24 protein-coding genes and 1 tRNA gene are annotated in these 24,768 nt (G+C 63.5%); 1 reads left to right on the forward strand and 24 read right to left on the reverse strand.

The annotated features are described in order from the left end of the window. Position 1: 1 nt before the first annotated feature. The 24 genes from ACTHNZ_RS09730 to ACTHNZ_RS09845 form a co-directional block, all read right to left on the reverse strand. Positions 2-508, reverse strand: a complete 507-nt coding sequence (locus ACTHNZ_RS09730; RefSeq protein ID WP_440542296.1) for a DUF1178 family protein — start codon at positions 506-508, stop codon at positions 2-4. Between the two features lie 145 nt (positions 509-653). Next, the gene (locus ACTHNZ_RS09735; protein ID WP_440542297.1) at positions 654-1,301 is read right to left on the reverse strand and encodes an NUDIX domain-containing protein; all 648 of its coding nucleotides are present in this window, start codon (positions 1,299-1,301) and stop codon (positions 654-656) included. 40 nt (positions 1,302-1,341) lie between these two features. After that, entirely contained in the window at positions 1,342-1,638 is a 297-nt protein-coding gene (locus ACTHNZ_RS09740; protein ID WP_440542298.1) for a DUF2818 family protein, read from the reverse strand. After that, complete coding sequence (nuoN, locus tag ACTHNZ_RS09745) at positions 1,638-3,116, reverse strand: NADH-quinone oxidoreductase subunit NuoN (protein WP_440542299.1); 1,479 nt, start codon at positions 3,114-3,116, stop codon at positions 1,638-1,640. Before nuoN ends, ACTHNZ_RS09740 begins: the two co-directional genes overlap by 1 nt. 25 nt (positions 3,117-3,141) lie before the next feature. Beyond that, positions 3,142-4,632: an NADH-quinone oxidoreductase subunit M gene (locus tag ACTHNZ_RS09750; protein WP_440542300.1), complete on the reverse strand. Its 1,491-nt coding sequence runs from the start codon at positions 4,630-4,632 to the stop codon at positions 3,142-3,144. Positions 4,633-4,647: 15 nt separating this feature from the next. Further along, on the reverse strand, positions 4,648-6,726 hold the full coding sequence (gene nuoL, locus ACTHNZ_RS09755; RefSeq protein ID WP_440542301.1) for an NADH-quinone oxidoreductase subunit L: 2,079 nt from the start codon (positions 6,724-6,726) through the stop codon (positions 4,648-4,650). Between the two features lie 17 nt (positions 6,727-6,743). Further along, positions 6,744-7,049: an NADH-quinone oxidoreductase subunit NuoK gene (gene nuoK, locus ACTHNZ_RS09760; protein ID WP_102646422.1), complete on the reverse strand. Its 306-nt coding sequence runs from the start codon at positions 7,047-7,049 to the stop codon at positions 6,744-6,746. Positions 7,050-7,066: 17 nt separating this feature from the next. Further along, positions 7,067-7,747 (reverse strand): NADH-quinone oxidoreductase subunit J, encoded by a 681-nt coding sequence (locus tag ACTHNZ_RS09765; protein ID WP_440542302.1) that lies wholly within the window; start codon positions 7,745-7,747, stop codon positions 7,067-7,069. A gap of 125 nt (positions 7,748-7,872) precedes the next feature. Then, positions 7,873-8,361: an NADH-quinone oxidoreductase subunit NuoI gene (gene nuoI, locus ACTHNZ_RS09770; RefSeq protein ID WP_440542303.1), complete on the reverse strand. Its 489-nt coding sequence runs from the start codon at positions 8,359-8,361 to the stop codon at positions 7,873-7,875. A gap of 17 nt (positions 8,362-8,378) precedes the next feature. Continuing rightward, positions 8,379-9,443 carry an NADH-quinone oxidoreductase subunit NuoH gene (gene nuoH / locus ACTHNZ_RS09775; protein WP_440542304.1) on the reverse strand — a complete coding sequence of 355 codons (1,065 nt, stop codon included), beginning with the start codon at positions 9,441-9,443 and terminating at the stop codon, positions 8,379-8,381. Beyond that, entirely contained in the window at positions 9,444-11,774 is a 2,331-nt protein-coding gene (gene nuoG / locus ACTHNZ_RS09780; RefSeq protein ID WP_440542305.1) for an NADH-quinone oxidoreductase subunit NuoG, read from the reverse strand. Positions 11,775-11,858: 84 nt separating this feature from the next. Beyond that, a complete protein-coding gene (nuoF, locus tag ACTHNZ_RS09785) occupies positions 11,859-13,187 on the reverse strand; it encodes an NADH-quinone oxidoreductase subunit NuoF (protein WP_440542306.1) in 1,329 nt (442 codons plus the stop codon). Continuing rightward, positions 13,184-13,669 (reverse strand): NADH-quinone oxidoreductase subunit NuoE, encoded by a 486-nt coding sequence (gene nuoE / locus ACTHNZ_RS09790; RefSeq protein ID WP_440542307.1) that lies wholly within the window; start codon positions 13,667-13,669, stop codon positions 13,184-13,186. The genes nuoF and nuoE overlap by 4 nt, the downstream gene beginning before the upstream one ends. Before the next feature lie 129 nt (positions 13,670-13,798). Beyond that, entirely contained in the window at positions 13,799-15,052 is a 1,254-nt protein-coding gene (locus tag ACTHNZ_RS09795; protein WP_440542308.1) for an NADH-quinone oxidoreductase subunit D, read from the reverse strand. A gap of 9 nt (positions 15,053-15,061) precedes the next feature. Next, the gene (locus ACTHNZ_RS09800) at positions 15,062-15,664 is read right to left on the reverse strand and encodes an NADH-quinone oxidoreductase subunit C (protein ID WP_440542309.1); all 603 of its coding nucleotides are present in this window, start codon (positions 15,662-15,664) and stop codon (positions 15,062-15,064) included. 19 nt (positions 15,665-15,683) lie between these two features. After that, a complete protein-coding gene (locus tag ACTHNZ_RS09805) occupies positions 15,684-16,163 on the reverse strand; it encodes a NuoB/complex I 20 kDa subunit family protein (protein ID WP_006052903.1) in 480 nt (159 codons plus the stop codon). 64 nt (positions 16,164-16,227) lie between these two features. Further along, positions 16,228-16,587, reverse strand: a complete 360-nt coding sequence (locus ACTHNZ_RS09810; protein ID WP_440542310.1) for an NADH-quinone oxidoreductase subunit A — start codon at positions 16,585-16,587, stop codon at positions 16,228-16,230. Between the two features lie 253 nt (positions 16,588-16,840). After that, a tRNA-Leu gene (locus ACTHNZ_RS09815) sits at positions 16,841-16,925 on the reverse strand. A gap of 115 nt (positions 16,926-17,040) precedes the next feature. Next, the gene (gene secG, locus ACTHNZ_RS09820; RefSeq protein WP_440542311.1) at positions 17,041-17,424 is read right to left on the reverse strand and encodes a preprotein translocase subunit SecG; all 384 of its coding nucleotides are present in this window, start codon (positions 17,422-17,424) and stop codon (positions 17,041-17,043) included. 78 nt (positions 17,425-17,502) lie between these two features. Continuing rightward, positions 17,503-18,282 carry a triose-phosphate isomerase gene (gene tpiA / locus ACTHNZ_RS09825; RefSeq protein WP_440542312.1) on the reverse strand — a complete coding sequence of 260 codons (780 nt, stop codon included), beginning with the start codon at positions 18,280-18,282 and terminating at the stop codon, positions 17,503-17,505. 226 nt (positions 18,283-18,508) lie between these two features. Further along, positions 18,509-19,528, reverse strand: coding sequence for an NAD(P)H-quinone oxidoreductase (locus ACTHNZ_RS09830; protein ID WP_440542313.1), 1,020 nt, complete (start codon positions 19,526-19,528; stop codon positions 18,509-18,511). 127 nt (positions 19,529-19,655) lie between these two features. Further along, positions 19,656-21,803, reverse strand: coding sequence for a polyribonucleotide nucleotidyltransferase (gene pnp, locus ACTHNZ_RS09835; protein WP_440542314.1), 2,148 nt, complete (start codon positions 21,801-21,803; stop codon positions 19,656-19,658). A gap of 343 nt (positions 21,804-22,146) precedes the next feature. Continuing rightward, complete coding sequence (gene rpsO / locus ACTHNZ_RS09840; RefSeq protein ID WP_440542315.1) at positions 22,147-22,416, reverse strand: 30S ribosomal protein S15; 270 nt, start codon at positions 22,414-22,416, stop codon at positions 22,147-22,149. Positions 22,417-22,568: 152 nt separating this feature from the next. Beyond that, positions 22,569-23,939: a branched-chain amino acid ABC transporter substrate-binding protein gene (locus ACTHNZ_RS09845; RefSeq protein WP_440542316.1), complete on the reverse strand. Its 1,371-nt coding sequence runs from the start codon at positions 23,937-23,939 to the stop codon at positions 22,569-22,571. Between the two features lie 198 nt (positions 23,940-24,137). On the opposite strand from ACTHNZ_RS09845, the gene ACTHNZ_RS09850 reads away from it, so the two are divergent. Next, on the forward strand, positions 24,138-24,647 hold the full coding sequence (locus ACTHNZ_RS09850; protein WP_440542317.1) for a hypothetical protein: 510 nt from the start codon (positions 24,138-24,140) through the stop codon (positions 24,645-24,647). Positions 24,648-24,768: the final 121 nt, after the last annotated feature.

Consider the following 24,768-nt stretch of genomic DNA (forward strand, 5'->3'; position numbering starts at 1 on the left):
CCTATTGCAGCGACTCTTTCGGCACGCACGCGCCGGGCACCGCCATGACTTCGATGCCTTCGTCGACGAGCGCACGCGCATCCTCGGGTGTCGTCACGCCCCGGATGCTGCGCGCGGGCGCTTCGTTGTAATGAATTCGGCGCGCTTCTTCGGCGAAGCGATCGCCGACGTTTTCCGCCTTGCCGACCACTTCGCGCAACGTGCGCAGCGCCATGGCCTCGAACTCGCGCGCCCGTTCGGCAGCCGCCGCGCGATCGACGACAGCGCTGCCTTTGCCCTCACCCGCCGCCTCCGACGGGGCGTCCCGCCGCTGTGCACCGCCGTCCCGCGTGCGCGTGGCGCCCGACAAATTCAGGCGCGGCGCGGACGGCAGACGGCTCACCTCGGTCGAGGCGCAAACCGGGCATTCGACCAATTTGCGCGACAACTGGGATTCGAAGTCATCGGCGGAGGCGAACCAGCCTTCGAAGCGATGACCGAGCGGACATTGCAGATCGAGAACCTTCATGCTGAACGTTGAATATCGAACATCGAACGAATGTACGAATGTACTTTAGGGCGACGAGCTCGCCGGCTCCAGTCTTACGTAAAGCTAACGAACGCGCCCTAGTGTAGCGCAAACGGAGCGAACGGCCGTTCGCCCGACCCCGATTCTACGCGCTCGGCGCGGCCCCTGCCGAACCGGGCATGACGGGAAACGGCGGCTCCGTGCGATCGGGCTGCCATGCGCCCGACAGCACCTTTTCGAGCCAAAAATGCCCGATGATCGTCTTCACGTCGGTGATTTCGCCGGTGCGGATCCACTCGCCCAGTTGCTGCGCGTCGGCCGTGAAGATTTCGAGAAACTCGCCGTCGTCGAGCTTGCGCTCGCCCTCGGTCAAGCCGCGCGCGAGGAAAATGTCGATGAATTCGGTCGAATACGAAATGATCGGATGAATGCGCGTGAGAAACGTATAGTCGCGCGCGGAATATCCCGTTTCCTCGCGCAGCTCGCGCTCGGCGCAGGCGAGTGCGCCCTCGTCCGGATCGAGCTTGCCGGCCGGGAACTCCGTCATCACCTTGCCGATCGGGTAGCGGAACTGCCGCTCGAGCAGCACGCGGCCATCGTCGAACAGCGGAATGACCATGACGGCGCCCGAGTGCACGACGTACTCGCGCGTCGTCTCCTTGCCATCGGGCAAGCGCACGGTGTCGCGTTTGACTTTGAGGAAATTGCCGTCGTACGCCGATTCGCCGGCAATACGTATCTCGGTCAGTGACGCGTGGTGATGCGGATGATTGGGATCGGACGGCTGAGCCATCAGCAACTCCTGCAAGAAGCCGCCGATGGCCGACTGACCATCAGCGGCGTTTGACGAGATATTGAAACGTGAAGCCGGGGAACGCGAACACGACGAACATACTGAACGTGATCGCGTAGAACTGCCAGCCTTGATCGAAGCGGTTTCCGGCCCGCGCCTCGAGCGCGAAACCGATCATGCCGATCACGAAATACAGGACGAGCATCTCGAAGATGCGAATCCACGCGCTCTTTTTCGCCGCGCCGAGCGGCACCAAGGCGAACAGCCGCTGATTGAAGAACGGCACGTTGGCGCCCACGAGCGCCAACAGAACGATGAACCAGCCTGCTGCGCTCATTACAGCGCTACGGGCAGCGTATGCGCGACGGCGTTCAAGCACAGCGTCATGAGCGGGCCCGGAATGATACCGAGCGCGACCACGGCAATGCCGTTCAGCACGAGCAACCAGCGGCCCGATGCATCGCTCTCGATCGGCGAGGCATCTTGCGGTGCATCGAAGTACATCAGCTTGACGATACGCAGATAGTAGAACGCGCCGAACAGCGACGTGATCACGGCCAGCACCGCGAGCCACGTCAAGCCGGCGTTCACCGTCGCCTCGAGCACGGCGAGCTTCGCGTAGAAGCCGACCGTCGGCGGAATGCCCGCCAGCGAGAACATCATCGCCATCATGACGAACGCGAACACCGGGCTGCGCTTGTTCAAGCCTTTGAAGTCGTCGAGCGTGTCGGCTTCGAAGTCGCGGCGTGCGAGCAGCATGACGATCCCGAACGAACCGAGCGTCGTCAGCAGATAGATGATGCTGTAGAACATCGCCGAGCTGTAGGCGCCCGCCATGCCTTCGGCCTTGCCGTCGACGACGCCCGAGAGCAAGCCGAGCAGCACGAAGCCCATGTTCGAGATCGCCGAGTACGCCAGCATCCGCTTGACGTTGCGCTGGACGATACCGGTGATGTTGCCCACGATCAGCGAGAGCGCCGCCAAGATCGTCAGCATTTGCTGCCAATCGCCGGCCAGCGGCAGCACGCCCATGACGAGCAAACGCAACCCCCATGCGAAGGCCGCGACCTTCGGGCCGCCGCCGACGAGCAGCGTCATGGCCGTCGGTGCGCCGTGATAGACGTCAGGCACCCACATATGGAACGGAACCGCACCCATCTTGAACGCAATGCCGGCCACGATGAAGATCACGCCGAACAGCAACACCGCGTTGTTGATGTGACCCGATGCGACGGCCTTGAGCACTTCGTTCAAGTCGAGCGAGCCCGTCGCGCCGTACAGCATCGACATCCCGTAGAGCAGGAAGCCCGAAGCCAGCGCGCCGAGCACGTAGTACTTCATCGCTGCTTCGTTCGACTGCGACGCGTCGCGGCGCAATGCGATCGCCGCGTACAGCGACAGCGACATCAACTCCAAGCCCAGGTACAGCGTCAGGAAGTTGCTGCCCGAAATCATGACGAGCTGGCCGAGCAGCGCGAACATGCCGAGCAGGAAGAAATCCCCGCGGAACAAACCGCGCTGCTCGAGGTACTTGCGCGAGTAGATCAGCGTGACCGCATAGCCGATCGACACCACCGCCTTCATCGCGCTCGCAAAGCCGTCGACGACGTACATGTGCGAGAAGAAGTACTGGGGCTGGGGCTCGAACACGAGCGTGACGAACCACACGCCCGCGACGATCGACGAAAGAACCGCGATCAGATACGTGAGGCGCTTGCCGGACTCGCCGGCGAACGTTTCGTTCAGCCACGCGAGAACGGCGGCCGCCATCAGCAGCCCGTCGGGCAACAAGAGAGACATAGAAGCGTTTTGCATGATCGTTTCGTTGCTCCGCTCGGCGTTACTGAGACACCGGCAGCTTCGACTGCGCGACGTGTGTGAGGAGGTTGTCCACGGAAGCGTGCATCACATCGGTGAAGGGCTTCGGATACACACCCATGAACAGCGTCAGCGCAGCCAGCACGCCGAGAATCAGATATTCGCGGCCGTTGATGTCCTTCAGTTCCTTCACGTGCTCGTTCGTGACGGCCCCGAAGTACACGCGCTTGTACATCCACAGCGTGTAGGCCGCGCCGAGAATCAGCGTGAACGCCGCGCCGAACGCGATCCAGAAGTTGTACTGAACCGACGCGAGAATCACCATGAATTCGCCGACGAACCCGGAGGTGCCCGGTAGGCCGCAGTTGGCCATCGAGAACAGCATCACGAGCGCCGCGAACTTCGGCATGACGTTCACGACGCCGCCGTAATCGGCGATCTGACGCGAGTGCATGCGGTCATAGAGCACACCGATGCAAAGGAACATCGCACCGGACACGAAGCCGTGCGAGATCATCTGCACGATCGCGCCTTCGACGCCGAGCTGGTTGAAGATGAAAAAGCCCAGCGTGACGAAGCCCATGTGCGCGATCGAGGAATACGCGACGAGCTTCTTCATGTCGGCCTGCACCATCGCGACGAGCCCGATGTAGATCACGGCGATCAGCGACAGCGTGATGACGACGGGCGCCAGCGCGTGGCTCGCGTCGGGCGCGATCGGCAGCGAGAAGCGCAGGAAACCGTACGCGCCGAGCTTCAGCATGATCGCGGCCAGCACGACCGAGCCGCCCGTCGGCGCTTCCACGTGGGCGTCGGGCAACCACGTGTGCACCGGCCACATCGGCACCTTCACCGCGAACGCGAGGAAGAATGCGATGAACAGCAGGATCTGCGGCGTCATCGCGATCTGAGCGCCTTGCCATGCGGCCAAGTCGAACGTGCCCGTTTCGACGTACAGGTAGATCAGCGCAACCAGCATCAGCAGGGAGCCGGCCAGCGTGTAGAGGAAGAACTTGAACGCGGCGTAGATCCGGTTCGGGCCGCCCCACACGCCGATGATCAGGTACATCGGGATCAGCGTCGCTTCGAAGAACACGTAGAACAGCAGGCCGTCGGCGGCGGAGAACACGCCGATCATGATCCCCGAGAGGATCAGGAACGCAGCCATGTACTGCGAAACGTGCTCCGTGATGACTTCCCAGCCCGCGATCACGACGATTGGCGTGATCAAGGCCGTCAGCACGACGAACCACATCGAGATGCCGTCGACCCCGAGGTGATACGTGATGTGGAAGCGTTCGATCCAGTTCGCCTGCTCGACGAACTGCAGGGCGCTAGTGCTCGAATCGAACCCGCTGATGAGCGGCAGCGTCACGAGCAACCCGAGGATCGAGCCGATCAGCGCGAGCCAGCGCGCGGGAGCGGGGTTCTTGTCGGAACCGACGGCGAGAACGAGCAGACCGAAAACGATCGGCAGCCAGATCGCGGTACTTAGAATCGGAAAAGAGTGCATTAAGTGTCCCCCGCCTTATTTGCCGCCGAGCGTTACAAACAGGGTAAGGAGCCCCAGCATGCCGATAATCATGGCGAACGCGTAGTGGTAGATGTAACCGGATTGCAGGAAGCGAATCACGCTCGCGAACCAACCGATGAAGCGTGCGCTGCCGTTGACGACACCGTCGATGACCACGACGTCGCCTTCCTTCCACAGGCCGCGGCCGATGGCCACCGCACCGCGGGCGAAAACGACTTCGTTGATCTTGTCCATGTAGTACTTGTTGTCGAGCAACGTGTAGATCGGCCCGAACGCGCGGCGGATCACCGCCGGCAGGTCGGGACGCCGCAGGTAGAGGAACCACGCCGTCACGAAGCCCGCGACGGCCAGCCACAGCGGCAGCGAGGCCACGGAGTGCAAGCCCATCTGCGCCCAGCCGTGGAATTCCTTGCCCATTTCTTCGAGCGCGCCGTGGTTCTCGCCGATGAAGATGACCTTGTCGAACGCCACGCCATGCGCGAAGAAGTCGCCGTAGATCATCGGGCCGATCGCGATCGCGCCGATGATCACCGAAGGAATCGCCAGCAGGACGAGCGGCACCCACACCACCCACGGCGTTTCGTGCGGCTCGTGCGCATGGCCGTGATCGTCATGGCCGTGGCTGTGGCCGTGATCATGATCGTCGTGACCGTGGCTGCCGTGCGCCGCCGATTCCGCACCGTGGCCGTTGCCGAAGTCCTTCGGATGACGGAAACGCTCTTCGCCGTGGAAGACCATGAAGTACATCCGGAACGAGTACAGCGCCGTCACGAACACGCTGGCCACCACCGCAAAGTACGCGAAACCCGAGCCCGGCAGATGCGAGAGGCCCACGGCGTCGATGATCGAATCCTTCGAATAGAAACCTGCGAAGAACGGCGTGCCGCACAGCGCGAGCGTGCCCATCAGCGACGTGAACCAGGTGATCGGCATGTACTTGCGCAGGCCGCCCATGTTGCGCATGTCTTGATCGTGATGCATGCCGATGATGACCGACCCGGCACCGAGGAACAGCAGCGCCTTGAAGAACGCGTGTGTCATCAGGTGGAACACGGACACCGAATAGGCCGAGGCACCGAGCGCGCAGGTCATGTAGCCGAGCTGCGACAGCGTCGAGTAAGCGACGACTCGTTTGATGTCGTTCTGCACGACCCCGAGCAAGCCCATGAACAGCGTCGTGATCGCGCCGATCACCATGATGAACGACAGCGCCGTATCAGACAGCTCGAACAGCGGCGACATGCGCGACACCATGAAGATGCCGGCGGTCACCATCGTTGCCGCGTGAATCAGCGCGGAGATCGGCGTCGGGCCTTCCATCGAATCGGGCAGCCAGACGTGCAGCGGGAACTGCGCCGACTTACCCATCGCACCGATGAACAAGCAGATGCAAGCGACCGTCAGCAGGCCCCACTGCGTGCCGGGGAACGTCAATGCGGCGAGCGCCTCGCGCTTGGCGAACACTTCGCCGTAGTTCATCGAGCCGGCGTAGGCGAGCACGAGGCCGATCCCGAGCAGGAAGCCGAAATCGCCGACGCGGTTCACGAGGAACGCCTTCATGTTCGCGTAGATGGCGCTCTCACGCGTGAAGTAGAAGCCGATCAGCAGGTACGACACGAGGCCCACCGCTTCCCAGCCGAAGAACAGCTGCAGGAAGTTGTTGCTCATGACGAGCATCAGCATCGAGAACGTGAACAGCGAGATATACGAGAAGAAGCGCTCGTAGCCGTCGTCCTCGGCCATGTAGCCGATCGTGTAGATGTGCACCATCAGCGACACGAAGGTGACGACGACCATCATCATCGCCGTGAGCGAATCGACGAGGAAGCCGATCTCGAACTTGAGCGTGCCGACCTTCATCCATTCATAGACGGTCGCGTTGTAGCTGCCGCCTTGCATGACGTCGGCGAACACGATCGCCGACAGGATGAACGAGATCAGCACGCCGAGGATCGTGACCCGGTGGCTGCCTTTGCGCCCTACCACCTTCCCGCCAAGACCTGCGATCAGCGAGCCGGCGAGCGGTGCGAGCGGAACCGCCAGCAGCAGGTTTTCATTGAGTGTCGTGGACATAACCGCAGTGCCTGAATTTAACCTTTGAGCTGATCGAGATCCTCGACGTTGATCGTGTCGAGGGTACGGAACAGAGTCACGAGAATCGCGAGGCCGATCGCCGCTTCCGCTGCCGCGACCGTCAGCACGAAGAACACGAAGATCTGCCCGTGCACGTCGCCGAGGTAGTGCGAGAACGCGACGAAGTTCGTGTTCACCGCGAGCAAGATCAGTTCGATCGCCATCAGGATGATGATGACGTTGCGACGATTCAGGAAAATGCCGACGACGCCGATCGCAAACAGGATCGCGCCGAGCACGAGGTAATGAGCCAGGGTCAACATGTTTTTCTCCTCGGCGTTCAGCGGTTGCTGCCGACGCTGCCCGCGCCGACATTGGCGTTCGGTTCGCCTGCGGCGCCTTCCGCCGTCGCCGGTAGCGCCGAACGCTCGGCCGGCATCTTCACGATGCGCACGCGATCCTTCGCGCGCACCTTCACTTGTTCCGACACGCGCTGGCGCTTGCTGTCCTTGCCCTGGCGCGCCGTCAGCGCGATCGCCGCGATGATCGCCACGAGCAGAACGAGGCCTGCGACTTCGAACGCGAAGACGTAGTCGGTGTAGATCACCTTACCGATCAGGTAGGTGTTCGGCACCGCGGCAGCAGCGGCGCCGGCCGCGACGGGCGCGGTCGTCGCGCCATAGCCGTGCCAGAGGATCAGCGCGGTCTCGACGACGATGATCGCGCCGACGATGGTGGCCGTCGGCACGAAGCGCTTGAAATCGCGGCGCAGCACGTCGAGATTGATGTCGAGCATCATCACGACGAACAGGAACAGCACCATCACCGCGCCCACGTAGAGCAGCACGAGCAGGATCGCGAGGAATTCGGCCCCGAGCAGCATCCAGATCGCCGCGGCGTTGAAGAACGCGAGCACGAGAAAGAGCGCCGACCCGACCGGGTTGCGCGACGTGATCACCTTCAGGCCCGACACCGTCAGGAGCAGCGCGAAGATGTAAAACAGTACGGTCGTGAATTCCATGATTACCGGTTCATCGTTAGCTCATCAATCGGGCGCGGCGGCAGGCACACGCGGGGCCTGACCGCGGCGGCGTGAGCACCGCCGCGTCACCTCGACTACGCGTCGAGCAGGTACGTCTCAATGCTTTAACGGTACGGCGCGTCGGCCGCCTTGGCCGCGGCGATTTCCGTTTCGTAGCGATCGCCAACCGCGAGCAACATGTCCTTCGTGAAGTACAAGTCGCCGCGCTTCTCGCCGTGGTACTCGAGGATGCTCGTCTCGACGATCGAATCGACGGGGCAGCTTTCCTCGCAGAAACCGCAGAAAATGCACTTGGTCAGATCGATGTCGTAGCGCGTCGTGCGGCGCGTGTTGTCCGCGCGCACTTCCGATTCGATCGTGATGGCCAGTGCCGGACACACCGCTTCGCACAGCTTGCAAGCGATGCAGCGCTCTTCGCCGTTCTCGTAGCGGCGCAGCGCATGCAGGCCGCGAAAACGAGGCGACAGCGGCGTTTTTTCCTCGGGGAACTGCACCGTGAACTTGCGCCGGAACGTATATTTGCCCGTCAGCGCGAGCCCCTTGAGCAGTTCGGTCAGGAAAAACGTCTTGAAGAAATTTTGTATAGCATTCATTTCGCTCGCCTTATCCTTTATTTCCAGATGTTCAGCGGCGACATGATCCAGAAGCCGACCACGATCACCCAGAGAATGCACACGGGCAAGAAGATCTTCCAACCCAAACGCATGATCTGGTCATAGCGGTAGCGCGGGAACGTCGCGCGGGCCCAGATGAACACCGACAGCAGAAGGAATACCTTCAGCATGAGCCAGAAGATGCCCGGGATGAACGACAGGAATCCGAACGGGGCACTCCAGCCGCCGAGGAACAGCGTCGCCGCCAGCGCCGAGATCACGATCATGTTGATGTACTCGGCGAGGAAGAACAGCGCGAACGCCATCCCCGAGTAATCGATCATGTGGCCGGCCACGATTTCGGACTCCCCTTCCACCACGTCGAACGGGTGACGGTTCGTTTCGGCGATGCCCGAAATGAAGTAGACGACGAACACCGGCAAGAGCGGCAGCCAGTTCCACGATAGGAAGTTGACGCCGTGTGCCGCGAAGAAGCCGTGCTCTTGCGAGCCGACGATCGCCGACAGGTTCAGGCTGCCCGAGGTCATCAGCACGACGACGAGCGCGAAGCCCATCGACACTTCATACGAGACCATCTGCGCCGCGGCGCGCATCGCACCGAGGAACGCGTACTTCGAGTTCGAGGCCCAGCCCGCGAGAATCACGCCGTACACGCCGATCGACGAAATCGCGATCACGTACAACAGGCCGGCGTTGATGTCGCCAAGCACCGCTTTCGCCTGGAACGGGATCACGGCCCAGACCGCGAACGCGGGCACCACCGTCATGACCGGCGCGATCAGATAGAGCCAGCGATTGGCGGCCGTCGGCTGAATCACTTCCTTGAGCAGGAGCTTGAGCACGTCGGCGATCGGCTGCAGCAAGCCGGCAGGGCCGACGCGGTTCGGCCCGAGACGCACGTGCATCCAGCCGATGAGCTTGCGTTCCCAAAGGATCAGGTACGCCACGCACAGCAAAATCGCGACGGAGACGACGACGATGCGCACGAGCGCCCAGACCGTGGGCCACGCCACACCGAGCGCCTCGGCGCCGCCTGCGTTGATCGTATCGAACAAGCTCATTTACGCCTTCTCCACCACGAGTTCACCGAACAAGCCGCCGAGCGCCGCGCCAAGCTGCGTGCCCGCCGATACGCGCACGGCCGTTTCCGCGAGCGCCGCATCGCGCGTGGCGCCGGCTTGCACCGTACGATCGCCCTGGCGCACGCGCACCGCGTCGCCCTCCTTCAATCCGAGCTTGTCGAACAGCGCGGCCGGCAAGCCAACCGCGTTCGCCGTGCGCGCGGCGGTCGTCAGATGCAACGACGGCGCACGGCGCACGAGCGCGTCGGCATGATAGATCGCCACGTCGGCAATGCGCTCGAGCGCGCCGTTCGGCGTTCCTTGCGTGCTACGTGCCACGGGCGCGTTCGTCCGATTGTTCAGGCGCGACGCGTCGACGCCGGCCGGCAGCGCCGCGGCACGCACTTCTTCGACCGTGTCGTAGTCGAAGCCGGGCAGACCGAGCACGTTGCCGAGCACGCGCAGCACCTTCCAGCCCGGGCGCGTTTCGCCGAGCGGACGGACGACACCGTTGAACGATTGCAGCGTGCCTTGAGCGTTGACGAACGCACCGCCCGTTTCCGTGAACGGCGCGACCGGCAGCAGGACGTCGGCATAGTCGAGCCCCGTCTTGAACGGCGAGAGCACGACGACCGTTTCGGCTTGGCCCAGCGCGGCAAGCGCTTGCGCGGGATGGGCCGTATCGAATTCGGGTTCGAAGTTCAGCAGCACATAGCCCTTGCGCGGCTGCTCGAACGCGGCGCGCGCGTCGAGGCCTTGCGGGCCGGGCAGCGCGCCGACGAGGTGCGCACCGACCGTGTTCGCCGCTTCGGTGAGGAAGCCGAGCGTAGCGCCCGTTTGCTCGGCGATCCACTGCGCGAGCGCATGGATGCGCGAGAACTCGGGATGCTGGACGGCGCTGTTGCCGATCAGCACGGCACGGCGCTCGCCGTTCGCCAGCGACGCGGCCACTTCTTGCGCGGCAGCCGATGCCTCGACGCCCGCCGCGCCCTCGGGCAACGCGACGCCGCGTGCCTGAGCGACGGCGGCCGCGATGCCGGCCAACGCATCGACCCATGCCGACGGCGCGGCCACGATCGCTTTCGCGGTCGGGATCAGCGAGTTGTCGCCCGTCGCTTGCAGCAGATGCAGCTTGGCACCGCTGCGCGCGGCCTGGCGCAGGCGTGCGGCCATCAGCGGATGATCGCGGCGCAGGAACGAGCCGATCACGAAGGCGGCATCGATCGTCGACAGTTCGGCCAGCGGCATGCCGAGCCACGGCGTACCTTCCGTCGTCGACGAGAAATCGGATTGACGCAGGCGGAAATCGACGTTCGGCGTACCGACCGCTTGTGCGAGCTGCTTGAGCAGGAACAGCTCTTCCACCGTGCTGTGCGCGCTGCCGAGCAGGGCGAGCGCGTTCGCACCGTGATCGGCGGCGACGCCCTTCAGGCTCTTCGCGACGTATTCGAGCGCGGTTTGCCAGTCGGTTTCGATCCACTGTCCGCCTTGCTTGAGCATCGGCTGCGTCAAGCGGTCTTCGCTGTTCAGGCCTTCGTACGAGAAGCGGTCCTTATCGGAGATCCAGCACTCGTTGATCGCTTCGTTCTCGAGCGGCAGCGCGCGCATGACGCGATTGTTCTTGCTCTGCACGACGAGGTTCGCGCCGACGGAATCGTGCGGGCTGACCGACTTGCGGCGCGACAGCTCCCACGTCCGTGCGCTGTAGCGGAACGGCTTGCTCGTAAGCGCGCCGACCGGGCACAGATCGATCATGTTGCCCGACAGTTCGGAGTCGACCGTCTTGCCGACGAACGTCGTGATTTCCGAATGCTCGCCGCGGCCGAGCATGCCGAGCTCCATGACGCCCGCGATTTCTTGGCCGAAACGGACGCAGCGCGTGCAGTGAATGCAGCGCGTCATCTCTTCCATCGAAATCAGGGGGCCGACGTTCTTGTGGAACACGACGCGCTTCTCTTCGGCGTAGCGCGAAGCCGACTTGCCGTAGCCCACAGCCAAGTCCTGCAGCTGGCACTCGCCGCCTTGATCGCAGATCGGGCAATCGAGCGGGTGATTGATGAGCAGGAATTCCATCACCGATTGCTGCGCCTTGACGGCCTTGTCGGACGTCGTGCGCACGATCATGCCGGCCGATACGGGCGTCGCGCAGGCAGGCACGGCCTTCGGCATTTTCTCGACTTCGACGAGACACATGCGGCAGTTCGCCGCGATCGAAAGCTTCTTGTGATAGCAGAAGTGAGGAATGTACGTGTCGACCTTATGCGCAGCCTGGATCACCATGCTGCCTTCGGGCACCTCGACCTTCTTCCCGTCTATTTCAAGTTCAACCATGATGATGAATGGTCCTTAACCTATTACCGCTCAAGAGCACGCCGGGCGGTTTGAATGAAGCGACGGCGTCGCCTTGGCGGGCAGTTACGCGAGCACCGCGTCCGCGGCGTGCGACGCACCCGCGTGGCCCCCGACGAGGCAACGCTTGTGCTCCACGTGATATTCGAACTCGTCCCAGTAATGCTTGAGCATCCCGCGCACGGGCATCGCCGCCGCATCGCCGAGCGCACAGATCGTGCGGCCCATGATGTTTTCGGCCACCGAGTTGAGCAGATCGAGGTCTTCCTTGCGACCTTCGCCATGCTCGATCCGGTTCACGACGCGATAGAGCCAGCCCGTGCCTTCACGGCACGGCGTGCACTGGCCGCACGACTCTTCATAGTAGAAGTACGACAGGCGCAGCAGCGAGCGCACCATGCAGCGCGTCTCGTCCATGACGATGACGGCGCCCGAGCCGAGCATCGAACCGGCCTTGGCGATCGAATCGTAGTCCAAGTCCGTTTGCATCATCAGATCGCCGGGCACGACGGGTGCCGACGAACCGCCCGGGATCACGGCCTTCAGCTTCTTGCCGCCGCGCATGCCCCCGGCCAGCTCCATCAGCGTCGCGAACGGCGTGCCGAGCGGCACTTCGTAGTTGCCCGGACGCTCGACGTCGCCCGACACCGAGAAAATCTTCGTGCCGCCGTTGTTCGGCTTGCCGAGCTCGAGATATTGCTGAGGCCCGATTTCGAGCAGGAACGGCACCGCGGCGAACGTCTCGGTGTTGTTGATCGTCGTGGGCTTGCCGTACACGCCGAAGCTCGCCGGGAACGGCGGCTTGAAGCGCGGCTGGCCCTTCTTGCCCTCGAGCGATTCCAGCAGCGCGGTTTCCTCGCCGCAGATGTAGGCGCCGTAGCCATGATGCGCGTGGAGCTGGAACGAGAAGCCCGAGCCGAGGATGTTCTCGCCGAGGAAGCCGGCGCGGCGCGCCTCTTCGAGCGCCTCTTCGAAGCGCTTGTAGACGTCGAAGATCTCGCCGTGAATGTAGTTGTAGCCGACCGTGATCCCCATCGCATAGGCGCCGATCGCCATCCCCTCGATGAGGGAGTGCGGGTTCCAGCGCAGGATGTCGCGGTCCTTGAACGTGCCGGGCTCGCCTTCGTCCGAGTTGCAGACGAGATATTTTTGCCCCGGGAACTGACGCGGCATGAAGCTCCACTTCAGGCCCGTCGGGAAGCCCGCACCGCCGCGGCCGCGCAGGCCCGAGGCCTTGACGTCGGCGATCACTTGCTCGGGAGGAATCTTCTCTTCGAGGATGCGGCGCAACTGCTTGTAGCCGCCGCGCGCCACGTAATCGTCGAGATGCCAGTTCTCGCCGTTCAAGCCGGCCAGAATCAGGGGTTTGATGTGACGGTCGTGCAAAGACGTCATTTCGAAAGCTCCTCGAGCAAAGCGTCGATCTTTTCGGGGCTCATGAAGCTGCACATGCGATGGTTGTTCACGAGCAGCACCGGTGCGTCGCCGCACGAGCCGAAGCACTCGCCTTCCTTGAGCGTGAACTTGCCGTCGGGCGTCGTTTCGCCGAAGTCGATGCCGAGCTTGCGTTTCAGATAGTCGGCCGTTGCCTCGGCGCCGCCATGCGGCCCGAGTTGGCACGGCAGGTTCGTGCAGAGCGTGATCTTGTGCTTACCGACGGGCGAAGTCTCGTACATCGTGTAGAACGTCGCCACTTCCTGCACGGCGACCGCCGGCATGCCGAGATAGTCGGCCACGAACTGCATCAGTTCGGGCGACAGCCAGCCGTGCTCTTCTTGAGCCACGGCCAACGCCGACATCACGGCGGACTGCTTCTGATCGGCGGGATACTTCGCCACCGCGCGATCGATTTCTTTCAGGCCTTCAGCTGAGATCATTTTGAGAACACGAACTCTTTCAATTCCTACCGAACGAAAACCCGCCGCGCTAGTGCGTCGCGGCAGACCCGGCGCATCGGCCAACGGGGGCATATCGGCCACCCGCGTTGCCGGCGCGCCGTGCGGCGCTTACCGGTCGATTTCGCCGAACACGATGTCCTGCGTGCCGATGATGGTCACGGCGTCCGCGATCATGTGACCGCGCGCCATTTCGTCGAGCGCCGCCAGGTGCGCGTAGCCCGGCGCGCGAATCTTCAGGCGATACGGCTTGTTCGCGCCGTCCGACACCAGGTAGATGCCGAATTCGCCCTTCGGATGCTCGACCGCCGCGTACGCTTCGCCTTCCGGCACGTGAAACCCTTCCGTGAAGAGCTTGAAGTGGTGAATCAGCTCTTCCATGTTCGACTTCATGCCCACGCGCGAGGGCGGCGCGACCTTGTGATTGTCGATCATCACCGGCCCCGGATTCTTGCGCAGCCAGTCGATGCATTGCTTGGCGATGCGCACCGATTGGCGCATTTCTTCGACGCGCACGAGATAACGGTCGTAGCAATCGCCGTTGACACCGACGGGGATGTCGAAGTCGAGCTGATCGTACACCTCGTACGGCTGCTTCTTGCGCAAATCCCACTCCACCCCGGAGCCGCGCAGCATCGGGCCCGTCAAACCGAGTTGGAACGCACGCTCCGGGCTCACGACGCCGATGCCGACCAAGCGCTGCTTCCAGATCCGGTTGTCGGTGAGCAGCGTTTCGTACTCGTCGACGCAACCCGGGAAGCGCGTGAAGAAATCATCGATGAAGTCGAGCAGCGACCCTTGGCGCGCTTCGTTCATCCGCTCGAGCGCCTTCGCATTGCGGATCTTCGACGCCTTGTATTGCGGCATCGCATCGGGCAGATCGCGATAGACGCCGCCCGGGCGATAGTAAGCCGCGTGCATGCGCGCACCCGATACCGCCTCGTAGACGTCCATCAGATCCTCGCGCTCGCGGAACGCATAGAGGAACACGGCCATCGCACCGACGTCGAGCGCGTGCGCGCCGATCCACATCAGGTGGTTCAAGACGCGCGTGATTTCGTCGAACAGCACGCGGATGTATTTCGCACGAATCGGCACGTCGATGCCGAGCAGCTTTTCGATCGCGAGCACGTAGCCATGCTCGTTGACCATCATCGACACGTAGTCGAGACGATCCATGTACGGCACGGACTGGATGTAGGTCTTGCTCTCGGCGAGCTTTTCCGTCGCGCGGTGCAACAGGCCGATATGCGGGTCGGCACGCTGAATCACTTCACCGTCGAGCTCGAGCACGAGGCGCAGCACGCCGTGCGCAGCCGGGTGCTGCGGGCCGAAGTTGAGCGTGTAGTTCTTGATCTCTGCCATGGCGCCCTCTTAGTGTTTCAGACCGCCGTAGCGATCCTCGCGAATCACGCGCGGCGTGATTTCGCGCGGCTCGATCGTCACCGGCTGGTAGACGACGCGCTTTTCTTCCGGGTCGTAGCGCATTTCGACGTAGCCCGAAACCGGGAAGTCCTTGCGGAACGGGTGACCGATGAAGCCGTAGTCGGTGAGGATGCGGCGCAGATCGGGGTGGCCTTCGAACACGATGCCGTACAGATCGAATGCTTCGCGCTCGTACCAGTTGGCCGAATTCCAGATCTCGACGAGCGACGGCACGATCGGCATCTCATCGTCGGGCGCGAACACGCGCAGACGCAAACGCCAGTTGTTCGACACCGACAGCAGATGCGAAACGGCGGCGAAACGCGGGCCGTCATAGGCGCCGTCGCCATACGATTGGTAGTCGACGCCGGCGAGATCGATCAATTGCTCGAAGCCGAGCGTGCGATCGTCGCGCAGACGCGTGGCGACTTCGAGCGAGTCCGCCGCCTTGACGACGATCGTGAGTTCGCCGACCGATTCGGTGATGCTCGTCAGACGGCCGCCAAAGGCCGCCTCGAGGTTCGCTTTGAGGGTCTCGAGTTTGCTTGCCATAAAGTGGGGAAGCTTGCGCTTATTGACGGGCGATGGTGTTGGTGCGGCGGATCTTCGCCTGCAGCTGGATCACGCCGTAGACCAGCGCTTCCGCCGTCGGCGGGCAGCCGGGCACGTAGACGTCCACCGGTACGATGCGATCGCAGCCGCGCACGACCGAATACGAGTAGTGGTAATAGCCGCCACCGTTCGCGCACGAACCCATGGAGATCACCCAGCGCGGCTCGGCCATTTGGTCGTAGACCTTGCGCAGCGCGGGCGCCATCTTGTTGCACAACGTGCCGGCCACGATCATGACGTCGGACTGACGCGGGCTCGGACGGAAAACGACCCCGAACCGGTCGAGGTCGTAACGGGCCGCGCCCGCATGCATCATCTCGACCGCGCAGCAGGCAAGACCGAACGTCATCGGCCAAAGCGAACCCGTGCGCGTCCAGTTGATCAGTTTGTCGGCCGTGGTGGTGACAAACCCTTCCTTCAAGACCCCTTCGATACTCATTTGCTTTGCACTCCAGACGAGACGGCGAAGTCCTCGCCGCCCGCGAGAAACCGGCGATTAACCATCACTCCCAGTCGAGCCCGCCCTTGCGCCAGATGTAGGCGAAGCCGAGCAGCAGTTCGACGAGGAAAATCATCATCGCCAGGAAGCCGGGCCAGCCGATATCGCGCAGGGCAACGCCCCACGGAAATAGGAACGCGGTCTCGAGATCGAAAATGATGAACAGGATGGCGACGAGGTAGTAGCGCACATCGAACTTCATGCGCGCGTCTTCGAATGCTTCGAAGCCGCACTCGTACGGCGAATTCTTTTGATTGTCGGGGCGACTGGGGGCGAGGATCTTGCCGATGCTGACAAGTGCAATGCCTAAACCGGCGCCCACGAGGAGAAAGAGCAATACGGGGAAGTAGGCTGCGAGGTTCAAGACTATCCTCTTTCGGTTGGTTCTGAGCGCCCCAAACCTGGCGCTGCGCGCCAGGCCCCCCGAGGGGGTCGAGAAAACTTGGGGCGGCCCGGCGTTTTCTCGAGAGTACCGTAGGGATCGGTCTCATCCCTACGGCAAATCACTTCGATCTACCATTCGTCTTTGCAAGATACACTGCATGCAAGACGTAAGCATGATTCCAGAAGTGACAATGCCAGCCGAAGCGAAGCATGCGGCTGGCATTGGATAACTTTGGTGCCGACGGCGAGACTCGAACTCGCACAGCTTTCGCCACTACCCCCTCAAGATAGCGTGTCTACCAATTTCACCACGTCGGCACTGTCTGCAATCCGGGACACAACTCGTTGGAACCCGCGAATCGCTTCAAGACTTAAATTCTAACGTGCTTCCTAGATTTGTTCAACGCACAAACGCAACTTTGCGCGAAATTTATTATTTCGGCACCGCGCTGCTCGAGGGTGCCGGCGCGGCCGCCGACGCTTGACCGGCGGGGGTCGACGCGGGGCTCGACGCTGCGGCCGGGCTCGATGCCACCGGCGCCGTGATCGAACCGAGCACACCCGCGGAGGGCCTCGACTTGTACGACCCGAGGTACGTGAGCGCAAGCGTCGTCACGAAGAAAATCGTTGCGAGAACCGCCGTCGTGCGGGACAAGAAGTTGGCCGATCCGGTCGCGCCGAACAAACTGCCCGACGCTCCGCTGCCGAAGGCCGCGCCCATGTCGGCACCCTTGCCATGCTGCAGCAGCACGAGGCCGATAACGCCCAGCGCGGACAGCAACTGCACGACAATGATCAACGTTTTGAAAAACAGCATCTGACTCACCTAATTTGGGATTTTCAGTCCTACCCCCTCGATGGGAGCGGACACCGCTTCGCGTTTGCGCTCGAGATTTCAGCGAGCCAGGCTCGCCGCCTTCGCTTGCGCGCAGATCGCGAGGAAATCTTGGCTCTTCAGCGACGCACCGCCGATCAGCCCGCCGTCGATATCCGCCTGGCCGAACAGCGCCTGCGCATTCTCGGGCTTCACGCTGCCGCCGTACAACACGGCCACGCGCGCAAGCGACGCATCCTTTTGCACGAGCCGCGTACGCAAGAACGCATGGACTTCCTGCGCTTGCTCGGCCGTGGCGCTACGCCCCGTGCCGATCGCCCATACGGGCTCATAGGCCACGATGATGCGCGCGGCCTGCTCGATCGACAGCAGATCGAGCACCGCATCGAGCTGCGCACCCACGACCGCCTCGGTCGTGCCCGCTTCACGCTCGTCCAGCGTTTCGCCGATGCAGACGATCGGCGTGAGGCCGGCCTCGAGCGCGCGGCGCGTCTTGGCCGCCACCAGATCCGAGCTTTCCGCGTGATACGCGCGGCGCTCCGAATGGCCGACGATCGCGAGCGTCGCACCGAACTCGCACGCCATTTCGGCGGCGACTTCACCGGTATAGGCGCCGTGCGTGTAAATAGAAACGTCCTGCACGCCCCATGCGAGCGGACGACCCGAAAGCATCGCCTGCGCTTGCGCGAGATAAGGCGTGGGTACGCAAACGCCGATGCGAACGACGTCGGCAATAGCGCCGGCGCCTTCGGCGACGGCCTGCAGCAGCGCCGCATTCTCTGCGAGCCGCCCGTGCATCTTCCAATTACCGATTACCCACTTCACCCGCTGTTCAGCCATGTGTCTTGTCTCGCCCGTGTTCAATTCGGTTCCAGGCACGCGAAGGCGCACGCAAAACGCTCCATTTTACTGTGTCCGGCCGGACCGGGTCAAACCGGCTACCCGAGCGAGCGCATGCGCGAGGCGGTGCGGCCGGTAAGCGGCGCCCATACGCTGCCATCTCCGCCAGCACCTGCGCAGCCACCTACGCAGCCCCGTCGCCACACCGCCCGCCCCCCCTGCGCACTCATTTCGCTCCGGCACTCCAATCCAAGACGATCTTGCCGATGTGCTCGCCGCTTTCCATCAGCGCGTGGGCGCGGCTCGCTTCGTGCGCCGGCAGGACGCGATAAACGACGGGTTTGATCCGTCCGGCCTCGATCAGCGGCCACACGCGCGCTTCGAGTTGCGCGGCAATCTTCGCCTTGAAATCGATCGACCGCGGACGCAGCGTCGAGCCCGTTACCGTCAAGCGCCGGCGCAGCACGTCGGCGAGGTTGAGTTCGGCTTTCGCGCCACCTAGCAGCGCGATGATGACGAGCCGGCCGCCGTCGGCGAGCGCCGACAGCTCGCGCGGCACGTAGCCGCCCGCCACCATGTCGAGGATGACGTCCACGCCGCGGTCGTTCGTCAGCGATTTCACGACTTCGACGAAATCTTCCGTCTTGTAATCGATCGCGCGTTCCGCGCCGAGCGCCTCGCAGGCCTTGCATTTCTCGGCCGTTCCCGCCGTGGCGAACACGCGAAATCCGAGCGCGTGCGCGATTTGGATGGCCGTGACGCCAATACCGCTCGAGCCGCCCTGCACGAGCAGCGTTTCGTTGGCGCCGCCCTCCCCCGCACCGAGCTGCGCGCGATCGAATACGTTGCTCCAGACGGTGAAGAACGTTTCGGGCAGCGAAGCGGCCTCGACGTCGGAGAGCCCCTTCGGCACCGGCAAGCACTGGGCGAGCGGGACGGTCGCGTATTGCGCGTAGCCGCCGCCGGCGAGCAGCGCGCAAACGCGATCGCCGATCGCGAGGCCGAACGGGTTGTGCTTTTCGTCGATGTTGCCGCCGACGATTTCGCCCGCGATCTCGAGCCCCGGCAAGTCGGATGCGCCCGGCGGCGGCGCATACGCCCCCTTGCGCTGAAAGACGTCGGGGCGATTCACGCCCGATGCCGACACCTTGACGAGGACTTCGCCCTGGCCGGGCAAGGGATCGGGCCGCTCGGCAAGCGCGAGTACTTCAGGCCCGCCGAACTCGGTGATTTCGATCGCTTTCACATCGCCTCCGAGGCAGTCGTTCAGTAAGGGATGCCGCTATTCTGATGAAAAAAAGGCCGGCGCGCTTGGAAAGCGGCCGGCCGTTCTGGAGCCTGTCACAGGCCCGAAGAGCAGATGCGTCGACGCGTTACTGCGGCGTGGGCTCCGCCGGAGCAGCGCCTGCACCGCCCTCGTTCAGCAGCGCCTTCGCCGACAGGCGCACGCGACCCTTTTCATCCGTTTGGATGACCTTGACCTTCACGTGCTGGCCTTCGCTCAAGTAATCCTTGATGTCCTTGATGCGCTCGTTCGCGATTTCGGAGATGTGCAGCAGGCCATCCTTGCCCGGCAGGATGTTCACGATCGCGCCGAATTCGAGCAGCTTGAGCACGGTGCCTTCGTAGACTTGCCCGACTTCGACTTCGGCCGTGATCGCTTCGATGCGGCGCTTGGCCTCGGCCATGCCCTCGCTGCTCGTGCTCGCGATCGTCACGACACCGTCGTCGGAGATGTCGATCGTCGTGCCCGTTTCCTCGGTCAGCGCGCGAATCACCGAACCGCCCTTGCCGATCACGTCGCGGATCTTCTCCGGGTTGATCTTGACCGTGATCATGCGCGGCGCGAACTCCGACAATTCCGTGTTCGCACCGGACACGGCATCCTTCATCTTGCCGAGGATGTGCATGCGGCCTTCCTTCGCCTGTGCCAGCGCGACCTGCATGATCTCCTTCGTGATCCCTTGGATCTTGATGTCCATCTGCAGCGCCGTCACGCCGTCGGCCGTGCCGGCCACCTTGAAGTCCATGTCGCCGAGGTGGTCTTCATCGCCCAGAATATCGGTCAGCACGGCGAACTTGTTGCCGTCGAGAATCAGGCCCATCGCGATGCCCGCGACGTGCGCCTTCATCGGCACGCCCGCATCCATCAGCGCGAGGCAGCCGCCGCACACCGAGGCCATCGAGGACGAACCGTTCGATTCCGTGATTTCCGATACGACGCGGATCGAGTAGCCGAACTCCTCGGCGCTCGGCAGGCATGCGACGAGCGCGCGCTTGGCCAGGCGGCCGTGGCCGATTTCGCGGCGCTTCGGCGTGCCGACGCGGCCCGTTTCGCCCGTCGCGAACGGAGGCATGTTGTAGTGGAGCATGAAGCGCTCGCGGTATTCGCCTTCGAGCGCGTCGATGATCTGCTCGTCGCCCCTCGTGCCGAGCGTCGCCACGACGAGCGCTTGCGTTTCGCCGCGCGTGAACAGCGCCGAGCCGTGCGTACGCGGCAGCACGCCGGTGCGGATTTCGATCGGGCGCACCGTGCGGGTATCGCGGCCGTCGATGCGCGGTTCGCCGTTCAAGATCTGGCTGCGGACGATCTTCGCTTCGATATCGAACAAGATGTTGCCGACGGCCGTTTTGTCGGCAGGCACTTGGCCCGCGGCCACGGCCGCTTCGTCGAGCTTGGCGCTCGTCGCGGCGTAGATTTCCTTCAGCTTGGCCGAACGCTGCTGCTTGTTGCGCAGTTGGTAGGCGGCGACGAGTTCGCCATGAGCGATCTCGGTCACGCGCGCGATCAGCGCTTCGTCCTTCGGCGCCGGCTGCCAATCCCATTCGGGCTTGCCGCCTTCGCGCACGAGTTCGTGGATCGCGTCGATCGCCGTTTGCATTTGCTCGTGGCCGAACACGACCGCGCCGAGCATGACGTCTTCCGGCAGTTGATCCGCCTCCGATTCCACCATCAGCACGGCGCGCTCGGTGCCGGCCACGACGAGATCGAGACTCGATTGCTCTTGCTGGCTGCGCGTCGGGTTGAGGACGTATTCGTTGTTGACGTAGCCGATGCGGGCGGCGCCGACGGGGCCGTTGAACGGCAGGCCCGACACGGCGAGCGCGGCCGACGCGCCGATCAGCGCCGGGATGTCGGCCGGCACTTCCGGATTGATCGACAGCACGTGGATGACGACTTGGACTTCGTTATAGAAGCCTTCGGGGAAGAGCGGGCGCAACGGACGGTCGATCAGCCGCGACGTCAGCGTTTCGTGTTCCGAGGGACGGCCTTCGCGGCGGAAGAAGCCGCCGGGAATCTTGCCGGCCGAGTAGGTCTTTTCGATGTAATCGACGGTCAGCGGGAAAAAGTCCTGACCCGGCTTGGCCGTCTTCGCGCCGACGACGGTCGCGAGCACGACGGTATCTTCCACGTCGACGATGACGGCGCCCGAAGCTTGGCGCGCGACTTCACCGGTTTCGAGGCGAACGTTGTGCTGGCCCCATTTGAATTCTTTGACGATCTTGTTGAACATGGACATAAGCAACTCCTTGATGTCTTCTCATCTGTTTGGGACTGCCGCCGCGATGCAGGCATCGGCGGGCGGCGCCGGCGGCCGGCGCACCGGCGGGAAGAGGAGTGTATGCCATTCCAGCGCCGCGCTCGGCGATTCGTGCGGCCATCTCGCCGCGCTGGAATGACACAAAGCTCTGCCCGCCTTTGCCGACTGCTGTGAAACCACCCGAAGCGCGCGTCGATGCGCACTCGGGCCTTGCTACGTCACGCTACGCTCCGTACGGGGTAGGACGAAGTGCTGACCCAAAAAACAAATGCCTGTATCAGCGCGCTGACACAGGCATCTTGCGTAAAGCGGTGGCGGCCGATTACTTGCGCAGACCCAGCTTTTCGATCAGCGAACGGTAACGGTCGGCATCCTTGCCCTTCAGGTAGTCGAGCAGCTTACGGCGACGGCTCACCATGCGCAGCAAGCCGCGACGGCTGTGGTGATCCTTCGTGTGCGACTTGAAGTGCATGGTCAACTCGTTGATACGCGACGTCAGCAGGGCGACCTGCACTTCAGGCGAACCCGTGTCGTTCGTGCCGCGTGCGAATTGCGCGACGATGTCGGACTTCTTGATATCAGCAACAGACATTTGATTTCCTTTGAAACAAACAGGCGGTCACGGAAGAAAGGCCGTGCCGTGGGTTACGACGAAAGCGCGCATTGTAGCACAACCGAAAGCGGCAGCATGGCCAACCCGCCGGGCCGCCGCGGCTTCGCCCGCTCAGGGCCGCTCAGGGCCGCTCAGGGCCGCTTCATCCGGCACTCGCTCGGCGTTTCCGTCTGCTCCGGCGCCAGCGCCAGCACCGTGCGGAACCCATAACCGGAGCCCTCGTTGTCGAAACGCACGCCCGGAGCACCGAGCTTGCCCATCTCGATCACATAAAGGGGTTGGATCAATTGGTGATCGTCGGCCCGCATCCAGCCGCGATCGAACCCGTTGTCGAACTTCATGCCTTCGAGCGCCTTTGCGACTGCCGCGGGATCGGCACCATGCGCCCGCGAGATGGCCTGCGCGAGCATGTCGACCATCACGTCGATCCGTGCGAGCGCATAGTCGTCGCGCGCGGCCGGAAAGCGGGCACGGAACGCGGCGTAATAGGCGTCGGACGCCGCGGCGTTCGCGCGAGGCAGGCGCTCGCCCGCGGGCGCGGCCGTACCGGCATTCGGGTGCCAGTCCGCGACGGCCACCACGCGGCCGACGCCTGCCTCCCCGATGGCGGCGGGCGCATCGAGGCTGTTGCCGTAGAACGTATAGAACTTGCCGGCGAAACCCTGCTCGCGGGCGGCTTTCACGAGCAGCGCGAGATCGTTCCCCCAGTTGCCCGTGACGACGGCGTCCGCGCCGCTCGCGCGCAGTTTCGCGATGTAGGGCGTGAAATCCTTGACCCGGCCGATCGGATGAAATTCGTCGCCGACGATGGCGATGTCGGGCCGCCGCGCCGCCAGCGCTTCCCGCGCGAGCGTGCTGACGTCGTGCCCGAAGCTGTAGTCCTGGTTCAGCAGATAGACGCGCTTGACGGATTCGTCGTGCGCGATGACATCGGCGAGCGCGTTCATCCGCATGCCGGCGTGGGCGTCGAAACGGAAATGCCAAAAACTGCAGAGCGTGCCGGTGAGCGCGGGATCGTCGGCCGAGTAGTTCAGGAACAACTCGCGATTGTCGGGCTCACGCGCGTTTTGCTTGTCGATCGCCGATACGAGCGCCGCCGCCACGGCCGAGCTGTTGCCCTGCAGGACGAACGCGATATGCCGATCAGCGGCCGCTCGCAACTGGACGAGCGCCTGCAGGGCGCTGCCCTGGCTGTCGAGCACGACGAGTTCGAGCGGATGCGCGCCATCGGGCAGTTGGACGCCTCCGCGCGCATTGACGCGCTCGATCGCGAAACGCACGTTGCGCTCGACGGCCGCGCCCGCATCGGCAAACGGGCCCGACATGCCTTCGATCAGCGCGAGCCGGATCGGGGCATGCGCCGCCGCATCGCTCGTTCCGCTCGTTCCGCTCGTTCCGCTCGTTCCGCTCGTTCCGCTCGTTCCCGCGGCGCACGCGAGCGGCGCTGCGAATGCGCACGCGGCGGCGGCGATCGCCGCCCACTTCGTCCATCTACCCTTCATCGTTCGTTCCTTGCCGCTATCGAAATGGGCGGATATTAGGCTGCGATGGCACCGGCTCGCAAGCCGGCCGTCCGGCCGAGCGCGACGGCCGCCAGCTACCCGGCGCCAGCCAAAGGCGTAAATCTTTGCGAGCCGCCCCTGTCCAAACGAGGCGAGCCCGTGATACAACGCCGCTCATGGAAGTCATCGGAGAAATGTATGGTGTGCAAGCGTCTTTCCGCGGCACTCGCCTGCGCGGCGGTCTTCGCGCTCGCGGGATGCGCCCAGCCATGGCAGGGTTTCACGGCCGGCGAGGATCAATCGGCGGTGATCGCCCGTCTCGGGCCGCCACGCGAAATCTACGATCTGCCCGGCGGCGGCAAGCGGCTGATGTGGCCGACTCAGCCGATGGGCGAAACGACGACGGCGGCGGACGTCGATGCTTCCGGCAAAGTGGTCGCGGTGCGGCAAGTGCTGCAGCCGAGCGAGTTCTACAAGGCGCAGATCGGCACCTGGACGAAGCAGGACGTTCTCGTCCATTTCGGCCGCCCCGAGGAAACGGCCTATTTCCCGCTCATGAAGCGCGAAGTGTGGAGCTATCGCTACCTCGAGAACAACGTCTGGTACCAGCTTTACCACTTCTATTTCGACCCTGAAGGCATCCTGCGCCTCACGCAAAAGACGCCCGACCCGCTGCACGAGCCCGAGCGCAATCGTTTCGGCTTCTAAAAGCCGGACCTTGAAGCGGGACTCGCGGATCGGAGCCATGCGTTCTCGTCCACCCGCTCATGGCCCTCGTCGGCTTCGTATCGCGACACGCGCGGCAAACGGCGAGCGATAAGCAAAGGGG

The sequence above is a fragment of the Trinickia sp. genome, assembly GCF_051953955.1.
Lineage (GTDB): Bacteria > Pseudomonadota > Gammaproteobacteria > Burkholderiales > Burkholderiaceae > Trinickia.